Raw genomic sequence first — 21386 nt, forward strand, 5'->3', positions numbered from 1 at the left:
CGTGGCAGGCTGGCGCCATGCGTGCGGCCCGGCTCATCAAGATGGTGCTCCTGCTGCAGTCCCGGCCGTCCATGACCGCCGCCGAACTCGCCCGTGAGCTGGAGGTGTCGGAGCGTACGGTCACCCGGGACGCGCAGGCGCTGTCGGAGGCGGGCGTGCCGGTGTACGCGGACCGCGGGCGGGCCGGCGGCTACCGGCTGATCGGGGGGTACCGGACGCGGCTGACAGGGCTGGCCAGGAGCGAGGCGGAGGCGCTGTTCCTGAGCGGCGTGCCGGGGGCGCTCAGGGAGATGGGGCTGGAGGACGCCGCCTCCGCGGCCCGGCTGAAGGTGTCCGCGGCGCTGCTGCCGTCGCTGCGCGACGCCCCGGACAGTGCCGCCCAGCGGTTCCATCTGGACGCTCCGGCCTGGTTCCGGGAGCCGGAGACGCCCGCGCTGCTGCCGGCTGTCGCTCGGGCGGTGTGGGACGACCGCCGCGTCACCGCACGGTACCGGCGTGAGGGGCGTGAGGTGGAGCGGGTCCTGGAGCCGTACGGGCTCGTGCTGAAGGCGGGCGTCTGGTACCTGTGCGCTCGGGTGGCCGACGGGGGTGCCTCGCGGACCTACCGCATCGACCGGTTCACCGCGGTGGAGGCCCTGGAGGAACGCTTCGCCCGTGATCCGGACTTCGACCTGCCGGGCCACTGGGCCGAGCAGTCCGAGCGGTTCGCGCGCTCGCTGCTGCGCGCCGAGATCGTCGTGCGGCTGTCCCCGGAGGGCGTGCGCATGCTGCGGTACGCCGTCGATCCGGTGTCGGGGCGTGAGGCGCTGAGCGCGGCCGGCGATCCGGACGCATCGGGCTGGGTGACCGTGGCGCTGCCGGTGGAGTCCCAGGAGGTCGCGCACGGGCAGCTGACGGCGCTCGGCCCGGAGGCCGAGGTGCTGGCCCCCGAGAGCCTGCGCGAGCGGTTCGCGGGGGACGCAGCCCGGCTGGCCGCGCTGTACGGCCGTACGGCCGGCGGAGGGCGCCGTGAGGCCGCCCGGTAACGATCCGCCGTACGCCGGCGTACTCCGCGTGCGCCCCACCGGTGGAGGCCCGATGCTGGTGCCGTGATGGACGAGACGGAGTTCTGGGAGCTGATCGACGCCGCCCGCGAGTCCGCCGAGGGCGACCCCGAGGATCAGGCGGACGCACTCGTGGAACGGCTGCTCCAGCTGGACCCCGAGCTGGTCCTGGACTTCGCCCGTCACTTCGAGGCCCGCTACAACCGCGCCTACCGCTGGGACCTGTGGGGCGCCGCCTGGGTGCTGCTGGACGGGGCCAGCGACGACGCGTTCGACTTCTTCCGGTGCTGGCTGATCGGCCAGGGCCGGGAGGTGTACGAGGGGGCCCTGCACGATCCCGACTCGCTGGCGGAGCTGCTGGACGAGTTCGACGAGGAGGTCGACGGCGACGGCGAGGAGCTGGGCTACGCGGCGGACGAGGCGTACGAACAGCTGACCGGCAGCGTCGCACCCGACCTGGGCATCGCCCCGGCGCCCGCCGAGCCGGAGGGCGCGCCGGTCGACTTCGAGAGCGAGCGGGCGCTCGCCGAACGGTTCCCACGGCTGTGGGACCGCTTCCGGGAGTAGCCGGTCCCGGCTCAGCCGGCCGGGCGCCTGCGGGTGCTGTCGGCCGGCAGGCAGGCCTGCGCATGCTCCGCCCGCACCGCGTGGTGCAGCGGCGCGGCGTTGGCCTGGTCGAGGGCGGACGCCGTGGCCGCGGCCGGGCCGAGGACCACGGTCGCGGCCGCGCAGAGCACCGCCCAGGGGCCGCGCGCGGCCCGCGGCCGGTGCGCCCGCTCCGCGGTCTCGTCCGTGCCCTTCGCGCCCTTACGGCTGCTGTTCATGATTCCCGCCTCCCGTCGGCTTGTGATGTGCACGACCGTAGGGCGCGCGGCTCGGAGTGGGCTGCGTGGCATCTAGGAGGTTTCTTTGGGCCGTGGCGGGGCGGACCGAGCGGGTGCGGTCCGTGCCGGGGCGGTCCGTGCCGGGGCGGTCCGTGCCGGGGCGGTCCGTGCGGGGCCGGTCCGGCCCTGGAGGCGGGCGGCCTTCTCCCTGATCTCGGGGAGACGGGCGACGAGGGCGGCACCGGGGCAGTTGGTCATGAAGCCGTCCGTGTGGCCGGCCAGGGCCGGAAGGACGGCGGTGGTGCCCGCCCTGTAGCGGCTGAGGCTGTTGCTGGACACGAGCCGGACGCTCCCGCGCGGGTCGATGTCGGCGAGGCCGAGTTTCCAGGCGGCCAGGGCGGCGATCGCGTCGGTCATCGCCCTGGGCACGGTGGCCCCGGCGGTGAAGGTGCCGAGCGCGGCGATGCCGGCGGTGCGGTGGTTGAAGCCCTGCGTGTGGGCGCCGGTGACGGGCCGGTCGATGCCTCCGGCACGGCCTTCGTAGATGGTGCCGCAGCGGTCGACGATGAAGTTGTAGCCGATGTCGTCCCACTTCCGGGCGCCGGTCTGGCCCGCGTACAGGTAGCGGATGATGCGCGGCGCGTCGGCGCAGTCGTATCCGCCCGGCGAGTCGGTGTGGTGGAGGAAGACGGCGACCACCTTGTCGTCGTAGCGCGGCGGCGGCTGGGTGCGCCCGGCGGTGCCCAGCCAGACGGCGCGGGGCACGATGCGCGGCCGTGGGGCGCGGTGGGCGGGCGGGATGCGGACCGGGGCCGGCCGGTCGAGGCGGGCGGCGGCGGGGCGTTCCTCGCCAGGGGCGTACAGCGCGAGTACGAGGACGGCCGTCAGGGCGGGCAGACAGGCGAGGGAGACCACCAGCGCGCCACGTATCCGCCGGCGGCAGCGGCGCCGGGCCTCGGCCGGCTGTGGGTCCGGCCTCCGGGGTGCCCCGGGTGTCTCGGCGGCCGGAGCCGGGGTGTCCGGTGCGACCTGCGCGGCAGGGGCCTCGTGGGTCGCCGGGCTGCTCGGGCTCACGGGGCGTTCCGCCCTCGCCCGGGCCTCACCCGCCTGCTGAGCCCCCTGGGCCTCGTCGGGCTGTGCCTCCTCGCTCTCAGGAGCCTCCTGCCGTGCCTGCGGACTCCCCTGGGCCTGAACGGACGCGGAGTCCTCGGGCGCGTTCCGGGCAGCTCCCGGGGTCTGCGGGGACCCGTGAGGGGTGCGGCGGACGTCGCGCCTCCAGGGTCTTCGCCGTTTCAGACGGCCGGACAGTCCCCGGATCCCCCACACCAGCCGGACCGGAAAGGTCTCCGGCGCCGCGGACCTCCCGGGCGCCCCAGGGGTCTCGGATATTCCCGGTGTGCCCGGCGGCTGCGGGGCTCCGGGCGTCTCCACTGTTCTTCGGACGACGTGCATGACCCCACTCTCGGGCGCCCGGATCGTGCCCGCGATGTGCGCTCTGCCACCTGGCGGAACCGTCATCCCGGTCCGGGACGTTTCCGGGGGTACACACATACGAGGCCGGTACGCCGTCCCGTGGCCGTCGCCCGTGTGCGGGTGACTGATCACCGGGCCCGTCCCGTCCGTACTGAGGGGTCCGAGAGAAAGGCGGCTCCGTGGACCTGCTCGACCTGGTGCTTGTGCTGGTCATCCTCGTCTACGCGGCGTCCGGCTACCGGCGTGGGCTGGTGGCCGGCTGTGTCTCGCTGGCCGGGTTCGTCGGCGGCGCCGTCGTCGGCGTCTGGGTGCTGCCCTGGGTGACCGGCCTGGTGGAGCGCGGCACGGCGCAGGCCACGGTGCTCGCGGTGACGACGGTGCTGGTACCGGCCGTGGTGGGGCACGAGCTGGCGGGCCGGCTGGCGCTGCGGCTGCGCGGGGAGCTGGACCAGGGCCCGCTGCGGGTGCTGGACGGGATGGGGGGCGCGGCGGCGAACTCGGTCGCGGTGCTGATCGTGGCCTGGGTGGCGGCGAGCGTGCTGGGCGCGGCCCCGTCACAGGCGCTGAACGCGGCGATCCGGAACTCGGCGCTGCTGGGCGCGGTGCAGGACGCGATGCCGGACACCACGCCCGCGTGGTTCTCGCGGGCCACGTCGGCGCTGACCGAGGCGGGGTTCCCGCAGGTCTTCAACCCGTTCGAGAACGAGTCGACCGCCCGGGTGGCCCGGCCCTCCGGGGACAGTGTCACCCCGGCCGCGACGAGCGCCGCGAAGTCGAGCACGGTGAAGATCGAGGGCGTCTCGGGCAACGAGGGCCGGGAGGGCAGCGGCTTCGTGTACGCCTCGCAGCGCGTGATGACCAACGCGCACGTGGTGGCGGGCATCGACCACCCGAGCGTGCGGGTGGGCGGGGTCGGGCGGTCGTACGACGCCCGGGTGGTGCTCTTCGACTCCGACCGGGACGTCGCGGTGCTGTACGTGCCGGGGCTGCGCGCCCCGGTGCTGCACTTCGACACGAGCGCGGCGCGCGGGGACGCGGCGGTGGTCGCCGGCTATCCGCAGGACGGCGGCCTGAACCTGCAGGCGGCCACGGTGGCGAGCCGCGTGCGGGCGACCGGGCAGAACATCTACAACGACGCCGCGGTCACCCGGGACATCTACTCGATCCGCTCCACGGTCCGGCCGGGCAACTCCGGCGGCCCGCTGCTGACCACGGGCGGCAAGGTGTTCGGGGTGGTCTTCGCGCGCTCCACCTCGGACTCCGAGACGGGGTACGCGCTGACGGCGAACGAGGTCTCGGGCGACGCCACCCGCGCGGCCACGGCGACCACGCGGGTCGACACGGGCCAGTTGGTCAGTTCCTAGCGTTCACAGGCGATGCCCATGCACACGTCGTCGACGTAGCCGCCGTCGAGCAGGAACTCCTCCGGCAGTACGCCCTCGACGACGAAGCCCTCGGACGCGTACAGCGTGCGGGCGGGAGTGTTGTGCCCGAGCACGCGGAGGGTGAGGCGCCGCGCCCCGCGCCCGCGCGCCTCCTCGGCCACCGCCCGGATCAGCGCGGGACGGCCCGGGCATGGCGATCACCCTACGGCCGCCGGCCGGCAGCCCCGGCTTTTCCCGCGGTGCGGGACACGGGGCCGTGCGCGGGACGTCCGTCGTGCCGGGGCGTGGCAGGCCGGTTCGGCGGTCATGCTGGTGCCATGGAACGTCTCCGTATCGCGGTGGCCGGCGCGTCCGGGCTCATCGGCAGCGCCCTGGTGCGGTCCCTGACCGCGGACGGGCACGAGGTCGTACGGCTGGTGCGCCGGGCGGCCGCGGCCCCGGACGAGGTGTGCTGGGACCCCGAGGCACAGTACGTGGACGCGGTCGGGCTGACCGGTTGTGCCGTGGTGGTGAACCTGGCCGGGGCCGGGATCGGCGACCGGCGCTGGACGCCGTCGTACAAGCGGCTGATCCGGGACAGCCGGGTGCTGGGCACGGCCGCCCTGGCGGAGGCGGTGGCCGCGCTGCCCGAGCCGCCGCGGGTCTTCGTCAGCGGCAGCGCGATCGGCATCTACGGCGACACCGGCGACCAGGTCGTGGACGAGGAGGCGCCGCCGGGCGACGGCTTCCTGCCCTCGCTGTGCGTGGAGTGGGAGGAGGCGGCGGCGCCCGCGCGGGAGGCGGGCGTGCGGACGGTGTTCCTGCGCACGGGTCTGGTGGTGGCGCGCGGTGGCGGAGCCTGGGGTCGCCTGTTCCCGCTGTTCCGGGCGGGGCTAGGCGGGCGGCTGGGCGACGGGCGGCAGTACTGGTCGTACATCGCGCTGCACGACGAGGTCGCCGCGATCCGCCGTCTCATCGACGACGACAGCCTGTACGGGCCGTTCAACCTGACGGCCCCGCGGCCCCTGACGAACCGTGAGGTCACGGCGGCGATGGCCCGGGTGCTGCGCCGGCCGGCCCCGTTCGCGGTGCCGGCACCGGTGCTGCGGGCGGTGCTGGGCGAGCTGGCCGGGGATGTGCTGGGCAGCCAACGGGTGGTGCCGAGGCGGCTGTTGGAGTCGGGGTTCACGTTCGCGTTTCCCGGCATCGAGGAGGCGATCCGGGCGGCCTGACGTACGGAGGAGCTCTCCTGCGGCCTCCTGGGAGCTCCTGCGACCTCAAGAGATCTCTTGTGACCGTATGCGACCTCCATGCGACCGTGCCCTGTTGATGCGCGACTGTTTGCGACCGACCGCAGACCTAACCTCGACCCGAACTCTGGTATTTCCGGAGCCAGTTGGGGGCATGACGTCTCCACCGGCCGCGCAACCACAGGAGGGGCCTCGTGCTTGAGCCCGCGTACCAGGTGGACGTCGTCATCGTGGGCGCCGGAATCGCCGGACTCTCGGCGGCTCATCGGCTGACCAGCGCAGGAATCTCGACCGCAGTCCTCGAGGCGGCCCCTTGTGTGGGCGGCCGCATGTCGACGGAGAAGGTCGACGGCTTCCGGCTCGACCGCATCGGACAGCTGCTGTCCACGTCCTACCCCGAACTCCGCACGACCCCGGGCCTGGACTCCCTGGTCCTGCGCACCTTCGGACCGGGCGTCCTGCTGCACCGCGACGGACGCACCCAGCGCGCGGGCGCACCGGCGGCTGGGGGGAGCGCAAGGGGCGCACTCCATGCGGTGCGCGCCCTTGCAAGCGCCCCCAGGGGGCCGGCGGCCGTCCCCGGCCGGGCCGGCGCGCCGATGGGCGGCGCGGTCGACCAGGCCCGGCTCGGCGCCGCCCTGGGCCGGATCGCCGCCACCCCGGTGGAGCGCATCCTGGGCCGCCCCGAGATGCCCGCCGGCCAGGCCCTCGCCCGGCGCGGTCTGCCGGCCCGCACGATCGACGGCTTCCTGCGCCCGCTGCTCGCCGCATTGCTGTGCGACCCGGAGCTCACCACGTCCAGCCGGTGCGCCGACCTCGCGCTGCGCGCCTTCGCCGGCGGCCGGCTGTGCGTCCCGGAGGGCGGCGCGGACGTACTGCCGGAGCTGCTGGCGCGGGCGCTGCCGCACGGCACCGTGCACACCGGGGTGCGGGTCACCTCGGTGGCCACCACCGCGGTGACCACCGCCGAGCACGGCGAGATCCGCTGCCGCGCGGTGCTGCTGGCGACGGACGCGCGCGCCGCGGCGGCACTGCTGCCGGGGCTCCGTGTGCCCTGCTTCCACCCGGTCACCGTGGTCCACCACACCACGGACGACCCGGCGACGGCCTTCTGCACCGGCACCTCGCTGCTGCTGGACGCCGACCGGGGCGGACCGGTGGCGCACACGGCGGTGCTCAGCAACGTGGACCCGAGCCGGGCGCCGGTGGGCCGGGTGCTGATCTCCTCGACGGTGCTCGGCACCCCGCCCGAGGGGATCGACACCGCGGTCCGCATCCACCTCTCCCGGCTCTACGGCACCTCGACGCGCCGCTGGGAGACGCTGGCCGTGCACCACACACCGGAGGCGGTCCCGGCGATGCGCCCACCGCACGACCTGCGCCGCCCGGTACGGCTGCTGGCGGGCCTCTACGTCTGCGGCGACCACCGGGACACCAGCACGGTCCAGGGCGCCCTGCACTCGGCCCATCGGGCGGCGGCGGCGATTCTGGCGGACCTGGGCGCGGCAGGCTCCCTGAACCGTGCGGATCCGGCGCCTACGCTGCCCAGGGCCGCGTGAACGCGGCCCTCAGGGGCGCGCGGCCGTGCCGGCATGCGGCTTGGCCGCGGGGAAGGCGCGACGGGCCCCGACAGCGCGCGACCAGCCGGACAACCGCGCCCCCGACGGCCGGTGGCTACCCCAGCGCCGCCACCTTCTCCCGATACCCCCGCACCGGCGCCGCGTCCCGGTACGGCTCCAGCCGGCGCTCGAAATCCTTCACGTACTCGATCGCGCGAGCGCTGCGCATCTCCGCCGCCTGACCCGCCGCCTCCGCCGCGAGCGCACACGCCTGGTCGAGTTCGCCGAGGCCGAGGCGGGCCGTGGCGAGGACGACCCGGCAGAAGAGCCGGCTGCGGGCGTAGGAGGGGGCACGGAGCTGGAGCGAGCGTTCGGCGTGCTGGGCGGCCGCACGGAACTGCTGCAGGTCCCGGTGGCAGTGCCCGAACTCGTCGGCGAGCTGGGCCTCGTCGAAGAACGTGGCCCAGTACGGCACCTCGTCCCCGGGCCGGGCCGTCTCCAGGGCACGCTCGGCCCGCACGAGCGCCGCCGTGCACGCCCGCACCTCCCCGAGCACGGCGTGCGCCCGCGCCTCGGAGGAGTGCAGCAGCGCCTGCACGACCGGCGGGCCGCCGGTGCCCATGCCCTGCTGGGCCACACGGGCCAGCTGCACGGCCTCCCTGCCGTGGCCGAGATAGACGGCCTGGCGGCTCATGGTGACCAGGACGTAGGAGCCGTACGACCGGTCGCCGGCCGCCTGGGCGAGCCGCAGGGACTGCACGTAGTAGCGCTGGGCGAGGCCGTGCGCGGCGATGTCGTAGGAGGTCCAGCCCGCGAGCCGGGTCAGGTCGGCCGCGGCGCCGAACAGCCGGCGGCCGGTCTGCTCGTCGTAGGAACCACGGAGCATCGGCTCGCACTCGTGCTCCAGGTAGCGCACCAGGGCCTGCCGGGCGTGGCCGCCGCCGAACCGGTCGTCGAGGGTGCGGAACAGCTCGCCCACCGAACGCAGGGCGTTGATGTCGCCGTTGGTGACCCGGTGACCGGGGGCGCGCTCGGCGTGCCCGCGCACCCGGGGCGGAACCGGCAGTGCGTGCCGGGCCAGGGGCCTGGCCGGGGCGGGGCGGCCCTGTGCGGGCACCCGGGCCACCGGTTCGCGGGCCACCTTGTCGTCGGCCTTGCCGATCAGCCAGTCCCGGCTCGGGACCACGAGCCCGGCCGGGGTGAACGCGATCTTGCGCAGTTCGGCGTGGCTGCCGGAGTCCTTGCGCCACAGCCCGCTGACGATGTCCACGGCCTCCTCGGGGGTGGCCGCGAACTCCAGCCCGGCGTACACCGGCGCGCAGGCGTCCAGACCGAGGTCCTGGGCGGTGAGCCGGCGCCCGAGCCGGCGGGTGAAGACCTCGGCGATCAGGGCGGGCGTCGTCCCCCTCGGCTGCTGTCCGCGCAGCCACCGGGTGACGGAGGTCTTGTCGTATCTGAGGTCCAGCCCGTGCTCCAGGCCGAGCTGGTCGACGCGACGGGCCAGACCCGCGTTGGAGAACCCCGCCTCTGCGATGAGCGCGGCGAGCTGGCGGTTGGGGGTGCGCTGCGCGGGTCGGTCCGTCATCTGCGGTGCGGTCTCCTGCCTTCCGGGCTTCTGAAGTGCCGGGATTGCCTGTGAGCTGCCCTTTTGGCCTCACGAACGGCGCGAATGTAGCGGAGAGTGAGCAGCTGGTCGCACAAATCGGCCTCCATTCATCCGATCGTGTGAGGATTGCCCGCAGGGCTGACGTACGCCGGTCGGACGTACAGTGGCGTGGGCGCGTTACGTGCCTGACACACCGGTCGCTGAGGGAGGCGCTTGCCGTGAGTGAGTTGCGGTTCGTCCGCATGGGGTTCGGTGCGGATGCCGTCGAGTACCAGGAGGCCTGGGACGAGCAGCGCCGGGTGCACGCGGCCCGGTTCGCCGACGAGGTCCCGGACACCGTTCTCCTCCTGGAGCACCCCCCGGTGTACACCGCCGGCCGCCGCACCGAGGACAGCGAGCGCCCGCTGGACGGCACCCCGGTCATCGACGTGGACCGCGGAGGCAAGATCACCTGGCACGGCCCGGGCCAGCTGGTGGGCTACCCGATCCAGAAGCTGCCGCGCCCGGTGGACGTCGTCGCGCATCTGCGCCGCCTCGAGGAGGCGATGATCCGGGTGTGCGCCGAGTTCGGCATCGCCACCTCCCGGGTCGAGGGCCGCGCCGGGGTCTGGGTCCTCGGCGACCCGGTCGAGCAGCGCCCCGCGCTCGGCGGTCTCACCCTCGACTTCGACCCGCGCACCAACGACCCCGAGTTCGACCCGCGCCTCAACGGCCCCGAGTACGCGCCCTCCAACGCCGGGCAGCGCCGCGAGGACCGCAAGATCTGCGCCGTGGGCATCCGCGTCGCCAAGGGCGTCACGATGCACGGCTTCGCCCTGAACGTGAATCCCGACACCTCGAACTTCGACAAGATCATCCCGTGCGGCATCCGCGACGCGGGGGTCACCTCCCTCTCGTACGAACTGGGCCGTGAGGTCACCATCGACGAGGTGCTGCCGATGGCCGAGAGGCATCTGCAGGAGGTCCTCGGCGACGCGGACCTGCGTCCGCGCGTCGTCGAGAACGCGTCCGTCTGAGCCCCGGCCGCGGGGAATGCGCCCTGCGACCGCGAGGTTGATCTCCCCGGCAGGGCGCAATGAACACGGGCGTACCCTGGTGTACGCCGAAGAATCAAAGCTTAGGGAGCCGGTCGTGTCCGCAGTCGCACCCGACGGACGCAAGATGCTGCGCCTGGAGGTCCGCAACAGCCAGACCCCCATCGAGCGCAAGCCCGAGTGGATCAAGACCCGGGCGAAAATGGGCCCCGAGTACACGAAGATGCAGAACCTCGTGAAGAGCGAGGGCCTGCACACGGTCTGCCAGGAAGCCGGCTGCCCGAACATCTACGAGTGCTGGGAGGACCGCGAGGCGACCTTCCTCATCGGCGGCGACCAGTGCACCCGGCGCTGCGACTTCTGCCAGATCGACACCGGCAAGCCCGAGGCGCTCGACCGCGACGAACCGCGCCGCGTCGGCGAGTCCGTGGTCACCATGGACCTGAACTACGCCACCATCACCGGCGTCGCCCGCGACGACCTGGAGGACGGCGGCGCCTGGCTGTACGCCGAGACCGTGCGCCAGATCCACGCGCAGACGGCGGAGCGCGAGGGCGGCCGGACGAAGGTCGAGCTGCTGGCTCCCGACTTCAACGCGGTTCCCGAGCAGCTGGCGGAGGTCTTCTCCGCCCGTCCCGAGGTCTTCGCGCACAACGTCGAGACGGTGCCGCGGATCTTCAAGCGGATCCGCCCCGGCTTCCGCTACGAGCGCTCCCTGAAGGTCATCACCGAGGCCCGCGACTTCGGCCTGGTGACCAAGTCCAACCTGATCCTCGGCATGGGCGAGACCCGCGAGGAGGTCAGCGAGGCGCTCAAGCAGCTGCACGACGCCGGCTGTGAGCTGGTCACCATCACCCAGTACCTGCGCCCCTCCGTCCGGCACCACCCGGTGGAGCGCTGGGTGAAGCCGGAGGAGTTCGTGGAGCTGAAGGAGGAGGCCGAGCAGATCGGCTTCTCGGGCGTGATGTCCGGTCCGCTGGTGCGGTCCTCGTACCGCGCCGGGCGCCTGTACCGGATGGCCGTGGAGAAGCGGGGTTCGTACGTCGCCGCCCAGGCGATGTGACGAACGTGTGAATTCGCGCACAAGTAACTACTGGCCAGTAATGGCCGAGACGACGCGGTCCTGACCGTCCTCGCTGATGAGGGCGGGCATCAGGGCCGCGTCGGCGTTTCAGTGCTCTGCATCAAGGCTTCATTGGCGTTTGACCGGTCGGACATGCCCTGGTAACACCAATCAGTGACTCTGGTATCACGCCTCGTACACACCCCGCTCCGAGAGGGGACCTCGATCATGCAGGCCGCGCCCGTACGCGCAACCGCCATCCCGTCCTTCACCGACGCCCTGCGCGCCGTCGAGTCCCTGCTCATGAGCGGCGGTCAGCGCACCGCCCGGCGCAATGCCTGGACCTCCGTGCTGGAGGACCGCCGGCGCGCCAAGGACCGGGTCGAGGCGCAGCGTGTCCTGGAGCAGGCCGCCGGCCGCTCCTGAGCCCTTTCCCGCGCGTTCCTCCCGGGCACTGCCGTCGTCCGCACTCCCGGGGCCACGTAGACTTCCTGACATGGCGAGGAAGGAAACCGCGGCGGACGCCGCGAACGCAGGGCGACTGAAGCAGATCGCCCTCACGTACAAGATGACCCGCAAGGCCGACAAGAAGATCGGTCTTGTCCTCGGGGCCGTCGGCATCGGCACCCTCGCTGTGTTCCTCGCGATCGGCTTCTTGCTCGGCCACCCCGTCTACCTGGGCATCTTCGGCCTGCTGGTCGCTCTGCTGGCGGCGGCGATCGTGTTCGGCCGCCGGGCCGAGCGCGCCGCCTTCGGTCAGATGGAGGGCCAGCCGGGCGCCGCGGCCGCAGTCCTGGACAACATCGGCCGGGGCTGGACGACGACTCCGGCGGTGGCGATGAACCGCAGCCAGGACGTGGTGCACCGGGCGGTCGGCAAGGCCGGCATCGTGCTGGTCGCCGAGGGCAACCCGAACCGGGTGAAGAGCCTGCTGGCCGCCGAGAAGAAGAAGATGAACCGCATCGTCGCCGACGTACCGGTGCGCGACGTGATCGTCGGCAACGGCGAGGGCCAGGTCGAGCTCAAGAAGCTGCGCACGACCATGCTGAAGTTCCCGCGCGTCCTCACCGGCCCCCAGGTGACGGCCACCAACGACCGGCTGCGGGCCCTGGGCGACCTGATGACCAACATGCCGCTGCCGAAGGGCCCCATGCCCAAGGGCATGCGGATGCCGAAGGGCCGCTGAGCCCGTGGGCCCTCGCCCGGCAGCTCGTCAGGACAGGGTCCGGAACTTTCGCTCGCAGTAGACCATCGGGGCTCCCTCGCCCAGCCGCACTCCCGTTACCCGGCCGATCAGGATCGTGTGATCCCCGGCCGGGTAACGCGCATGTGCGGCACAGTCCAGCTGCACCGGCGCCTGCTGCACCGCCGGCAGCCCGGCGGGGCTCGGCTGCAGCAGGGCGTCGGAGAACTTGTCCGCCCCCTTGGTGGCGAACAGCAGGGCCAGCGGCTGGTGCTCCGGGGCCAGCACGCTCACCGCGAAGTGTTCGCACCGCGCGAAGACCGCCGCCGAGTCGGCGGCGTCCGCCAGGCACACCAGGACGAGCGGGGGGTCCAGCGAGACGGAGCAGAAGGAGCTGGCCGTGAAGCCGCGCGGAGTGCCGTCCTCGCAGCGGGCGGTCACCACCACCACGCCCGACGGAAAGCGCGCCATGGCGTCCCGGAACTCCTCGGGGCTCACCTCGGCCGCCATCACATCCTGAGCATCGGTCATACCGCGACGATGCAGCCGGCGGTTTGACCGGGCAACCGGATGGGGGCATCTGGACGATCGCCGGGTGCGGGTGCGGACCCGCCCCCGGGAACGGTCAGGTCCGGACCTCCACGGTCTTCGCCAGCCGGTCGTGCAGCCCGCGGCCGTCCCGGTCCCAGATCAGCGCGGGGATCGCCAGGCACAGCAGGAACGTGCGCAGCACGGACCGCAGCGGGTTGACCGTGCCGGTCTCCAGGGCCACGACCCGGATGCCGAGGAGCCGCTTGCCCGGGGTGAAGCCGAGGGTGCCGACGGTCAGCAGGCTCATGACGAAGAAGACACCGAGCGCCCAGTTGCTCGTAGCGGGGCTGTAGCCGTCGGTGATCAGGCCGTATGCGATCAGGACGCACAGTCCCCAGTCCACGGCGAGCGCGCCGAGCCGCCGGCCGGGACGGGCGAGGGAGTTCGGCCCCTCCTCGGGGAGGCCGAGCTGCTCGCCCCGGTAGCCGAAGTCGGCGCCGGCCTCTTCCATGGCCGCGCGGGGCCCGGAGAGCCACGATCCCAGTGCTTGCCTGTTGTCCACCCGTCAACGGTACTGCGCCCGGTTTCGGGCACTACGCCGAGGGGTGTGTCGGAGCTACGGTGGACAGGTGGCCGGTTAACTTCTGCGAAACAAACGGGTCACGCCCGAGAAATCACCCGTCCCTAGGGTCATGACCAGCGTGTGCCCCCGCACTGGCCGCACGAACGATCTACCACCCCGGCGAGGACGGTCGGGAGTAGGAGGAGCTGGATGTTCCAGAACGCCGACGAGGCCAAGAAGTTCATCGCGGACGAGGACGTCAAGTTCATCGACGTCCGCTTCTGCGACCTGCCGGGCGTCATGCAGCACTTCACGGTGCCCGTTGAGGCGTTCGACCCGGACGAGGAGCTGGCCTTCGACGGATCCTCGATCCGTGGGTTCCAGGCCATCCACGAGTCCGACATGGCGCTGCGCGCCGACCTGTCGACGTCCCGCGTCGACCCGTTCCGCCGCGACAAGACCCTCAACATCAACTTCTTCATCCACGACCCGATCACGGGCGAGCAGTACTCCCGTGACCCGCGCAACGTGGCGAAGAAGGCCGAGGCCTACCTCGCCTCGACCGGTATCGCGGACACCGCGTACTTCGGCCCCGAGGCCGAGTTCTACGTCTTCGACTCCGTGCGCTTCGCGACCAGCGCGAACGAGTCCTTCTACCACATCGACTCCGAGGCGGGCGCCTGGAACACCGGTGCGGTGGAGAACAACCGCGGCTACAAGGTCCGCTACAAGGGCGGCTACTTTCCGGTGGCACCGGTCGACCACTTCGCCGACCTGCGCGCCGAGATCTCCCTGGAGCTGGAGAAGTCCGGCCTGAAGGTCGAGCGCCAGCACCACGAGGTGGGCACCGCCGGCCAGGCGGAGATCAACTACAAGTTCAACACGCTGCTCGCCGCCGCCGACGACCTGCAGCTGTTCAAGTACATCGTGAAGAACGTGGCCTGGCGCAACGGCAAGACCGCGACCTTCATGCCGAAGCCGATCTTCGGTGACAACGGCTCGGGCATGCATGTGCACCAGTCGCTGTGGAGCAACGGCGACCCGCTGTTCTACGACGAGGCCGGTTACGCGGGTCTGTCGGACACCGCCCGCTACTACATCGGCGGCATCCTCAGGCACGCCCCGTCGCTCCTGGCCTTCACCAACCCGACGGTGAACTCGTACCACCGCCTGGTGCCGGGCTTCGAGGCGCCGATCAACCTGGTGTACTCGCAGCGCAACCGCTCCGCGGCCATGCGCATCCCGATCACCGGCTCCAACCCGAAGGCCAAGCGCGTCGAGTTCCGCGCCCCGGACTCCTCCGGCAACCCGTACCTGGCCTTCTCCGCCCTGCTCCTCGCGGGTCTGGACGGCATCAAGAACAAGATCGAGCCGGCCGAGCCGATCGACAAGGACCTGTACGAGCTGGCTCCCGAGGAGCACGCGAACGTCGCCCAGGTCCCGACCTCCCTCCCCGCCGTCCTCGACTCGCTCGAGGCCGACCACGAGTTCCTCCTCCAGGGCGACGTGTTCACCCCGGACCTGATCGAGACCTGGATCGACTTCAAGCGCACCAACGAGATCGCGCCGCTGCAGCTGCGCCCGCACCCGCACGAGTTCGAGCTCTACTTCGACGTGTGATATCGCCCCAGGCCGGAGCGGGCTCCCGCTCTCCTGGGCCGGCTGTGGGCCGTCGGCCGGCTCTCCTTCTCCGGGAGAGCCGGCCGACGGCTTTTCCGCCACCGCCGCCGCGCCCGAGCACGTCGTCTCGTTCCACCCCGGCAACGGCTGTCCCCTCGGTTCGCCGCAGCCGCTCGCCCACGGCCGGCCGTGGAAAACCGGAAGAGCCGGACTCCATACCGACCATCCCTTCCCACCCGCCCCCCTGCTCCGTCGCCGGCCATGGCAGGGACAGGCGGCCGGACCGGCCTCTGTGCGGCACGAGTACCCAGCGTCGGCCCTTGCGTCGCCGTGGGGTGCGGGCGAGCCCGACGGCATGAGCGGGCGTCCTGGGCCGGGAACCTGCTGCTCGAGGCCCAGTGGTCCGACCGTCCGCACCGAGTTCGAACGCCGCGTCACAACACGGCCACATGGCCCTCACAGCCACCCCCGGACCTCCACCATCTCCTGCATGCGACGCACCATCACCACGACCACCGCGGCCACCGCTCTGCTCCTGGCCCTCGCCGCGTGCAGCAACGGCAAGTCGGCGTCCTCCACGGACAAGGCTGCCGAGCCCGCCAAGTCCGCAGCGGCGGCCGGCGGGAATCTCACAGCCCACGACGCGTTCGCGAAGCTCTCCGGCCGGGTCAGGACCGCGAAGTTGTCCGGCACTGTCACGGCGGCCGACGATCCGAACCATCTCCTCGGCCGACCGGGCCAGTACACCTCGAAGATCACGTTCAATGACTCGCGGATCCCGGCCGGCCAGGTGAGCGGCACCGACCAGGGCGATGTCGAACGCGGTGGCGCCATCGAAGCGTTCGCGACGGCCGCCGACGCGCAGACCCGTGCGAAGTACGTCGAAGCCGTCACCAAGTCCATGCCGGCACTTGCCGAGTACGACTACGTCCACGGCACGGTGCTGGTCCGGGTCTCGCACTACCTCACCCCGAAGCAGGCCGCCGGCTACGAGACCGCGACGAACGGACTGGGCTGAGGCCACCCATGAAGCCCCGCATCCCGTTCTGGTCACAGATCCCTCACGGCGCCTTTACATAAGCCTCACATCAGATAGATTCAAGGCTCAACTAGTTCAGCAGCGCATGGGGGGACCGTGAGCCAGCAGGAACCGCAGCAGCCCGGATGGGCAGGCCAGCCGCAACAGCCACAGTGGGGAGCACCGACACAGCCCGGCTGGGGGGCGCCACCACCGCAGCCGCCGAAGAAGAGAAGCGTCGGCAAGGCCGTCGGCTTCGGCTGCCTCGGTGTGGTGGCCCTGTTCGTCGTCATCGGCATCGTCGGTGCTGCGGCCGGAGGCGGCAGCAGCAAGAACAGCGGCAGCAGCGGCAAGAACGACACGGCAGGCGCCGCACCCCACACGAGCAAGTCCGGTGACAACAAGGCGAAGACCGGCGGCGCGAAGAGCGACACCGCGCCCCACACCGTGACCTTCAAGGTGTGGGGCACCGCGCCGGCCGGCGCGCTCGGCGGCCTGGACATCTCCTACGGCTCCGACACGGACACCCGCAAGGGCACGTTCAAGAACGGCAAGTTCACCGCCGACCTGCCGTTCAAGAAGGACGCCATGTACTACACGGTCACCGCCCAACTGCAGGGATCCGGTGACATCAACTGCTCCGTGACCGTTGACGGCCACACCAAGAGCGGGCACGCGTCCGGCGGCTACAACATCTGCGACGCGCAGCTGAGCAGCACGCTGTTCGGCGGCTGGGGCTGACGAGGCCTGCACGGCGGCCCCGCGCGGAGCATCCCGGGCGGGTCCGCCGGCGAAACGGTGGAACCGGCCGCGCCGATCCGCAGCCGGCACCGCGGCGCCGAGCGGTTGACGCGCCGGGCCCGAGGCTTCGCCGGCGGCACGCCGGTGTTCACCGACACGACGAACACCGCCTTCGGCCGGCTGCCGCAGGCGACGGCCGCGGACGTCACGGTCGGTCCCAGGGCTCCTCGGACACCGGTGGAACGACCTCCCGCACGGCCGGTCGCCGGTGCGCGGCACGCCGTCCCCGTATGTCCCCCGAGAGGTGTGATCGACGCCGGCCGGCGGATGCCGCGACGGGGCCCCTCGGCTCGGCCGGGGCGCCTTCGCCGTGCAGGCAACCTTTCCCGCTTCCCAGGCTTCCTATTGTCAGGGGATCATCCCTCCTGACTCTGCCGGACGAGAGAGGTTGAACGGGGATGACGGAAGACGACGACTGGAAGCGGGAGTTCGATCACCGCTGGGCGAATTCCGCCGAGCACAAGGAGCCCTCGGCCCGGGCCCGGATGCTCGCCGCACGCTGGAAGGAGAGCCCGCCGGACCCGGCACCCTTCCGCGCCGACCCCGATCCGGTGCCGCGCCGGGCGTCGTGGGCGTCGACGGCCATGGTCTTCGGCTGCGTGATCCTGGTGATGGTGCTGATCGGGCTCGTGCAGTTCGGCTCGGCGCACTAGGGAGCCGGGGGGACGCCTGGCGACGGCGGGCCGGCCACGGGTACGTTTTGCCGCTCCTAGGGCCGTTCGGAACCTCCCCATGGGAGTCGGCAGGTGCACACTGGACAGCGGGACGAGTGCCTGACTGCGGGGTGATGCAAGATGCAGAGCCGCTTCCGGAGCGACCGACGGCTGACCGTGCGCATGGGAATCACGATGTTCCTGCTCGGTCTGCTGTACGTGGGGTTCGTGGCCGCGCTGATCGCGCTGCTGAGGTCCTGGGTGCTGGTCGTCGTGGTGATCGGCGCGATGTTCGTGGCGCAGTTCTGGTTCTCCGACCGGATCGCCATGTTCGCGATGCACGGCCGGGTGGTGGAGCGCGAGGAGTATCCCGAGCTGCACGCGGTGATCGACCGGCTGTGCGCGATCGCGGACATGCCCAAGCCGGTGGTCGCGGTGTCCACCATGGACATGCCGAATGCGTTCGCGACCGGCCGGAACCCGGACCACGCGGTGATCTGCGTGACCACGGGGCTGCTGCGGCGGCTGGAGCCGGCCGAGCTGGAGGGCGTGCTGGCGCACGAGCTGTCGCACGTGGCGCACAAGGACGTGGCCGTGATCACGATCGCGTCGTTCCTCGGTGTGCTGGCGGGCCTGATCGTGCGGTTCGCCTTCTACTCGCAGGTCTTCGGCGGAGGCCGCAGGGACCAGAACACCGCCGCCGTCTTCGCCGCGATCATGGGCGTCTCCGCGGCGGTGTACGCGATCAGCTTCCTGCTGATCCGGGCGCTGTCCCGCTACCGTGAGCTGGCGGCCGACCGGGCGGCGGCCCACCTGACCGGGCGGCCGTCGGCGCTGGCGTCGGCGCTCACCAAGGTCACCGGGGACATCGCCCGGATCCCGACCAAGGACCTGCGCACCGCCCAGGCCTTCAACGCCTTCTACTTCACCCCGGCCACCGGCAAGGAGCCCGGCATCGAGCGGTTCTTCTCCACGCATCCGACACTGGAGCAGCGACTGGACCAGCTGGGCCGGATCTCCGCGGAGCTGGGCGAGGCCACCGCCCCCGGGAAGGCGGGCTGAGCATTGGGGCTGCTGGACATCCTGCTGGGCCGTACGAAACCGGTCGCACCCGATCTCGACCAGCTCTTCGCGCTGCCGTCGGCGGCCGTGACCCTGCAGGTCGCGGCCGGTTTCACCGCGACCGGGACCGGCGCGGTGTGCTTCGCGACGGTGGAGGGCGCGGTCTTCGAGCAGACCCACCGGGAGGTGCAGGCGCTGCTCGACGCGGACACCGGGCGGGCGGGGGCCACCGGCTCGAGCGGAGCCGAGAGTGGGGGAAGCCCGCCGGTCGAGCTGCGCCGGGACGACTACGGCTACTCGTGGCTGGTGTCCCGGCGCCGCCCCGAGCAGCTGCCGGAGCTGGTCAACGACCTGCACGCGGTGAACAGCGCGATGGAGATCAACGGCTTCGGCCCGCAGCTGCTGTGCTCACTGGCCGGTTTCACGGACGACGGCGGCCGCAGGCTGGCGCTGGTCTACCTCTACAAGCGGGGCACGTTCTACCCGTTCGCTCCGCTGCCCGGCGCCGTCGAGCGGCGGGACAACGCACTGGAGCTCCAGGTGAAGGCGGCGCTCGTGAACGACCTGCGGATCGAGCAGGACCTGAGCCGCTGGTTCCCGGTGTGGGGCGCCCCCGGTCTGTGACCGGGGACGCCCTGGTTCACCTGCTCTTCTCACGCTCCTGCCGGCGCGCCTCGAAGGGGCGCTCCCGGCGGTAGCGGCGCTCCCACCGGGCCTGCCGGTCCCGGCGCTGGCGGTACGCGCGGTAGTTCTCCGGCGGGGACGGGGCGCCCACGCCGGCGGGTGGTGGCGTGCCGGGGGAACCACGTCCGTGCGTCGCGTACAGATACAGCAGCGCGACGGCGGCGAGCCACCACAGATGGTTTCCGATTCCGAGGATCACCAGGACGACGGTCCCGGACGCGACGATGCCACGCATGACGGACCTCCGTTGGGGTGAGGGCGACGGGGGTGGAGTGTGTCGGCTTCGTGCCGTTTGTTCAGCGTAGGGAGGGCGCCACCGCGCCCGCATCCCGTTTTCCGCGGGCCCGAGCCGCCGTGAGTGAATGGCCGCATGAGCGAACCGACCGTTTTCACCCAGGACTTCGACGGCGAGCGGCTCAACGGGGTGACCGCGGGTCCACCGGGGCGGGCGACGGCCGTGCTGCTGCACGGCGCGGGCAACGCCACCAAGGACCGCCTCCTGCCCCTGCTCACCGAGTTCACCGGGCACGGCTGCCACGCCCTGGCGTTCGACTTCTCGGGGCACGGCGAAAGCACCGGACTGCTCGGCGAGTCGAGCCTGCGCGGACGGTTCGAGCAGGCGATGGCGGTGATCGACGCCCACGCTCCCGCCGGCGCTCCGCTGGTGCTGGTCGGCTTCAGCATGAGCGGGCAGACCGTCGCCGATCTCGTACGGCACTACGGCCGCCGGGTGGCGGCCGTCGGCCTGTGCGCGCCCGCCGTCTACGCGCCCGGGGCCTGGGAAGTTCCGTTCGGGGACGGCCGGGGCCGGTTCACGCAGATCATCCGTACCCCGGACAGCTGGCGGGCCTCGCCCGCTCTGGAGGCGTTCCGGGCGTACGAGGGCCGGGCGGTGCTGGCGGTGCCGGGCACCGACGCGGTCGTCCCGCCGGCCGTGACCGAGGCCGTCCAGGACGCGCTGTCGGCGCGGGCGCAGTACAGCCGCTTCGACCTCCCGCGGGCGGAGCACCGGTTGGGCCTGTGGTTCCGCGACCACGGCGAGGACCGCCGGGAGTTCGTGACGGCGCTGGTGAGCGGGATCGACGGACGGCGCGGCTGGGCGGCGACGCGGACCTGGGTGGCCGAGCAGCTGCCCGCCGGCCGTACGGTCACCGGTGCCACGCCGCTGAAGGGCGGCTGGTCGTCGCAGATGCGCAGACTCACCCTCGACGACGGGCAGGAGCTGGTGCTGCGCAGCTTCGTGAAGCCGTTCTTCCGCCGTGCCGCGCCGGGGCTGCTGTCGCGGGAGGCGGCGGTCCTCGGCCTGCTCGCCGGGCAGGAGGGCATCGCGGTCCCGGCCCTGGTCGCGGTGGACGCCGTCGCCGAGCACTGCGACCACCCCTCCCTGCTGATGAGCAGGCTGCCCGGCCGGGTCCGGGTGGACGAGGAGGATCCGGCGGACCTGGACCGCCGGCTCGACCTCCTGGCGGCCCAGCTCGTCCGGATCCACATGGTGGACCCTGAGGACCGCCCGCGCACGTACGAGGCGTGGACGTCGGCGGACCGGGTGCGCACCCCGCACGGCGCGCCCTGGGAGCGTGCGGTGGAGGTGATCCGCCGGGACCCGCCACCGTACCGGGGCCGCTTCCTGCACCGGGACTACCACCCGGGGAACGTGCTCTTCACGGGCGTGGGCGACGGACTGCGGGTGGGTGGGGTCGTGGACTGGGTGGAGACGTCCTGGGGCCCGGCCGACCTGGACGTGGCCCACTGCTCGACGGCGCTGGCCCTGCTGCACGGTCCGGAGCACGGCTTGGCCTTCCGGGACCGCTACGAGCGGCAGGGCGGCCACGGCCTGGCCGACGGCCGGGACCACCTGTACTGGCGCCTGCTGGACGCGCTCGCCTACGCCCCCGACGCCGAGAAGCTGGCCGGGCCGTGGCGCACTCTGGGCCGCACCGACCTGACCTCCGAGGTGCTGTGCGCCCGCCTCGAGGCGTATGTGCGCGGGCTGCTGGAGCGCTACGGCTGAGCGGTGCGGCGCCCGTACCGGCGCCGGGTGCCCCGGCGGACCGGG

At 72.5% G+C, this 21386-nt stretch carries 22 protein-coding genes and 1 pseudogene; 16 read left to right on the forward strand and 7 right to left on the reverse strand.

The window, feature by feature from the left end; translation table 11 throughout:
- Positions 1-17 precede the first annotated feature (17 nt).
- Entirely contained in the window at positions 18-1025 is a 1008-nt protein-coding gene (locus ABZ919_RS35460; protein WP_361256369.1) for a YafY family protein, read from the forward strand.
- A 66-nt stretch (positions 1026-1091) separates the two neighbouring features.
- Complete coding sequence (locus ABZ919_RS35465) at positions 1092-1610, forward strand: DUF4240 domain-containing protein (RefSeq protein ID WP_361256544.1); 519 nt, start codon at positions 1092-1094, stop codon at positions 1608-1610.
- 11 nt (positions 1611-1621) lie between these two features.
- On the opposite strand, the gene ABZ919_RS35470 is transcribed toward ABZ919_RS35465, so the two are convergent.
- Together ABZ919_RS35470 and ABZ919_RS35475 are read right to left on the reverse strand one after the other, a co-directional pair.
- The gene (locus ABZ919_RS35470; RefSeq protein ID WP_361256372.1) at positions 1622-1867 is read right to left on the reverse strand and encodes a hypothetical protein; all 246 of its coding nucleotides are present in this window, start codon (positions 1865-1867) and stop codon (positions 1622-1624) included.
- Between the two features lie 72 nt (positions 1868-1939).
- Positions 1940-2785, reverse strand: coding sequence for an N-acetylmuramoyl-L-alanine amidase (locus tag ABZ919_RS35475; protein WP_361256547.1), 846 nt, complete (start codon positions 2783-2785; stop codon positions 1940-1942).
- A gap of 734 nt (positions 2786-3519) precedes the next feature.
- Here ABZ919_RS35475 and ABZ919_RS35480 point away from each other — a divergent pair.
- Positions 3520-4704 (forward strand): MarP family serine protease, encoded by a 1185-nt coding sequence (locus ABZ919_RS35480; RefSeq protein ID WP_361256374.1) that lies wholly within the window; start codon positions 3520-3522, stop codon positions 4702-4704.
- On the opposite strand, the pseudogene ABZ919_RS35485 reads toward ABZ919_RS35480, so the two are convergent.
- Positions 4701-4901, reverse strand: a pseudogene (locus tag ABZ919_RS35485) (GNAT family N-acetyltransferase); the annotation flags it as partial. The gene ABZ919_RS35480 and the pseudogene ABZ919_RS35485 overlap by 4 nt on opposite strands.
- 141 nt (positions 4902-5042) lie before the next feature.
- Here ABZ919_RS35485 and ABZ919_RS35490 point away from each other — a divergent pair.
- Together ABZ919_RS35490 and ABZ919_RS35495 are read left to right on the forward strand one after the other, a co-directional pair.
- Complete coding sequence (locus ABZ919_RS35490; protein ID WP_361256377.1) at positions 5043-5936, forward strand: TIGR01777 family oxidoreductase; 894 nt, start codon at positions 5043-5045, stop codon at positions 5934-5936.
- A 212-nt stretch (positions 5937-6148) separates the two neighbouring features.
- Positions 6149-7513, forward strand: coding sequence for an NAD(P)/FAD-dependent oxidoreductase (locus ABZ919_RS35495; protein WP_361256380.1), 1365 nt, complete (start codon positions 6149-6151; stop codon positions 7511-7513).
- 115 nt (positions 7514-7628) lie between these two features.
- Here ABZ919_RS35495 and ABZ919_RS35500 read toward each other — a convergent pair whose 3' ends face one another.
- Positions 7629-9098, reverse strand: coding sequence for a regulator (locus tag ABZ919_RS35500; protein WP_361256383.1), 1470 nt, complete (start codon positions 9096-9098; stop codon positions 7629-7631).
- Positions 9099-9337: 239 nt separating this feature from the next.
- On the opposite strand from ABZ919_RS35500, the gene lipB reads away from it, so the two are divergent.
- The 4 genes from lipB (at position 9338) to ABZ919_RS35520 (ending at position 12402) form a co-directional block, all read left to right on the forward strand.
- The gene (gene lipB / locus ABZ919_RS35505) at positions 9338-10135 is read left to right on the forward strand and encodes a lipoyl(octanoyl) transferase LipB (RefSeq protein WP_361256385.1); all 798 of its coding nucleotides are present in this window, start codon (positions 9338-9340) and stop codon (positions 10133-10135) included.
- A gap of 115 nt (positions 10136-10250) precedes the next feature.
- Positions 10251-11216 (forward strand): lipoyl synthase, encoded by a 966-nt coding sequence (gene lipA, locus ABZ919_RS35510; RefSeq protein ID WP_361256388.1) that lies wholly within the window; start codon positions 10251-10253, stop codon positions 11214-11216.
- Between the two features lie 228 nt (positions 11217-11444).
- Positions 11445-11642 (forward strand): hypothetical protein, encoded by a 198-nt coding sequence (locus ABZ919_RS35515; RefSeq protein WP_053653973.1) that lies wholly within the window; start codon positions 11445-11447, stop codon positions 11640-11642.
- A 70-nt stretch (positions 11643-11712) separates the two neighbouring features.
- The gene (locus ABZ919_RS35520; RefSeq protein ID WP_361256391.1) at positions 11713-12402 is read left to right on the forward strand and encodes a DUF4191 domain-containing protein; all 690 of its coding nucleotides are present in this window, start codon (positions 11713-11715) and stop codon (positions 12400-12402) included.
- A gap of 27 nt (positions 12403-12429) precedes the next feature.
- On the opposite strand, the gene ABZ919_RS35525 is transcribed toward ABZ919_RS35520, so the two are convergent.
- Both ABZ919_RS35525 and ABZ919_RS35530 read right to left on the reverse strand, forming a co-directional pair.
- A complete protein-coding gene (locus tag ABZ919_RS35525; RefSeq protein WP_361256394.1) occupies positions 12430-12930 on the reverse strand; it encodes a flavin reductase family protein in 501 nt (166 codons plus the stop codon).
- 94 nt (positions 12931-13024) lie between these two features.
- Positions 13025-13492 carry an RDD family protein gene (locus ABZ919_RS35530; RefSeq protein ID WP_361256397.1) on the reverse strand — a complete coding sequence of 156 codons (468 nt, stop codon included), beginning with the start codon at positions 13490-13492 and terminating at the stop codon, positions 13025-13027.
- Between the two features lie 210 nt (positions 13493-13702).
- On the opposite strand from ABZ919_RS35530, the gene glnA reads away from it, so the two are divergent.
- The 6 genes from glnA (at position 13703) to ABZ919_RS35560 (ending at position 19270) form a co-directional block, all read left to right on the forward strand.
- Positions 13703-15112: a type I glutamate--ammonia ligase gene (gene glnA / locus ABZ919_RS35535; RefSeq protein WP_361256400.1), complete on the forward strand. Its 1410-nt coding sequence runs from the start codon at positions 13703-13705 to the stop codon at positions 15110-15112.
- Between the two features lie 490 nt (positions 15113-15602).
- The gene (locus tag ABZ919_RS35540) at positions 15603-16130 is read left to right on the forward strand and encodes a hypothetical protein (protein WP_361256403.1); all 528 of its coding nucleotides are present in this window, start codon (positions 15603-15605) and stop codon (positions 16128-16130) included.
- 117 nt (positions 16131-16247) lie between these two features.
- Positions 16248-16871 carry a hypothetical protein gene (locus ABZ919_RS35545; RefSeq protein WP_361256406.1) on the forward strand — a complete coding sequence of 208 codons (624 nt, stop codon included), beginning with the start codon at positions 16248-16250 and terminating at the stop codon, positions 16869-16871.
- Between the two features lie 458 nt (positions 16872-17329).
- Positions 17330-17584, forward strand: coding sequence for a hypothetical protein (locus tag ABZ919_RS35550; RefSeq protein ID WP_361256408.1), 255 nt, complete (start codon positions 17330-17332; stop codon positions 17582-17584).
- A 141-nt stretch (positions 17585-17725) separates the two neighbouring features.
- Positions 17726-18646 carry a zinc metalloprotease HtpX gene (gene htpX, locus ABZ919_RS35555; protein ID WP_361256411.1) on the forward strand — a complete coding sequence of 307 codons (921 nt, stop codon included), beginning with the start codon at positions 17726-17728 and terminating at the stop codon, positions 18644-18646.
- A 3-nt stretch (positions 18647-18649) separates the two neighbouring features.
- A complete protein-coding gene (locus tag ABZ919_RS35560; protein ID WP_361256414.1) occupies positions 18650-19270 on the forward strand; it encodes a hypothetical protein in 621 nt (206 codons plus the stop codon).
- Between the two features lie 16 nt (positions 19271-19286).
- Here the strand turns inward: ABZ919_RS35560 and ABZ919_RS35565 are convergent, their stop codons facing one another.
- Positions 19287-19565, reverse strand: a complete 279-nt coding sequence (locus tag ABZ919_RS35565; RefSeq protein ID WP_361256417.1) for a hypothetical protein — start codon at positions 19563-19565, stop codon at positions 19287-19289.
- A 135-nt stretch (positions 19566-19700) separates the two neighbouring features.
- Here ABZ919_RS35565 and ABZ919_RS35570 point away from each other — a divergent pair, with 135 nt between their 5' ends.
- Positions 19701-21341, forward strand: a complete 1641-nt coding sequence (locus ABZ919_RS35570) for a phosphotransferase (RefSeq protein ID WP_361256420.1) — start codon at positions 19701-19703, stop codon at positions 21339-21341.
- Positions 21342-21386 lie beyond the last annotated feature (45 nt).

It is taken from the genome of Streptomyces sp. NPDC046759, assembly GCF_040645475.1.
GTDB lineage: Bacteria > Actinomycetota > Actinomycetes > Streptomycetales > Streptomycetaceae > Streptomyces.

What these genes read in the sequence shown, in the direction of transcription:
- ABZ919_RS35460 (WP_361256369.1), top strand. Translation starts at nt 18, where the DNA reads ATGCGTGCGGCCCGGCTCATCAAGATGGTGCTCCTGCTGCAGTCCCGG.
- ABZ919_RS35465 (WP_361256544.1), top strand. Translation starts at nt 1,092, where the DNA reads ATGGACGAGACGGAGTTCTGGGAGCTGATCGACGCCGCCCGCGAGTCC.
- ABZ919_RS35470 (WP_361256372.1), bottom strand. Translation starts at nt 1,867, where the DNA reads ATGAACAGCAGCCGTAAGGGCGCGAAGGGCACGGACGAGACCGCGGAG.
- ABZ919_RS35490 (WP_361256377.1), top strand. Translation starts at nt 5,043, where the DNA reads ATGGAACGTCTCCGTATCGCGGTGGCCGGCGCGTCCGGGCTCATCGGC.
- ABZ919_RS35500 (WP_361256383.1), bottom strand. Translation starts at nt 9,098, where the DNA reads ATGACGGACCGACCCGCGCAGCGCACCCCCAACCGCCAGCTCGCCGCG.
- ABZ919_RS35515 (WP_053653973.1), top strand. Translation starts at nt 11,445, where the DNA reads ATGCAGGCCGCGCCCGTACGCGCAACCGCCATCCCGTCCTTCACCGAC.
- ABZ919_RS35520 (WP_361256391.1), top strand. Translation starts at nt 11,713, where the DNA reads ATGGCGAGGAAGGAAACCGCGGCGGACGCCGCGAACGCAGGGCGACTG.
- ABZ919_RS35525 (WP_361256394.1), bottom strand. Translation starts at nt 12,930, where the DNA reads ATGACCGATGCTCAGGATGTGATGGCGGCCGAGGTGAGCCCCGAGGAG.
- glnA (WP_361256400.1), top strand. Translation starts at nt 13,703, where the DNA reads ATGTTCCAGAACGCCGACGAGGCCAAGAAGTTCATCGCGGACGAGGAC.
- ABZ919_RS35540 (WP_361256403.1), top strand. Translation starts at nt 15,603, where the DNA reads ATGCGACGCACCATCACCACGACCACCGCGGCCACCGCTCTGCTCCTG.
- ABZ919_RS35550 (WP_361256408.1), top strand. Translation starts at nt 17,330, where the DNA reads ATGACGGAAGACGACGACTGGAAGCGGGAGTTCGATCACCGCTGGGCG.
- htpX (WP_361256411.1), top strand. Translation starts at nt 17,726, where the DNA reads ATGCAGAGCCGCTTCCGGAGCGACCGACGGCTGACCGTGCGCATGGGA.
- ABZ919_RS35565 (WP_361256417.1), bottom strand. Translation starts at nt 19,565, where the DNA reads ATGCGTGGCATCGTCGCGTCCGGGACCGTCGTCCTGGTGATCCTCGGA.
- ABZ919_RS35570 (WP_361256420.1), top strand. Translation starts at nt 19,701, where the DNA reads ATGAGCGAACCGACCGTTTTCACCCAGGACTTCGACGGCGAGCGGCTC.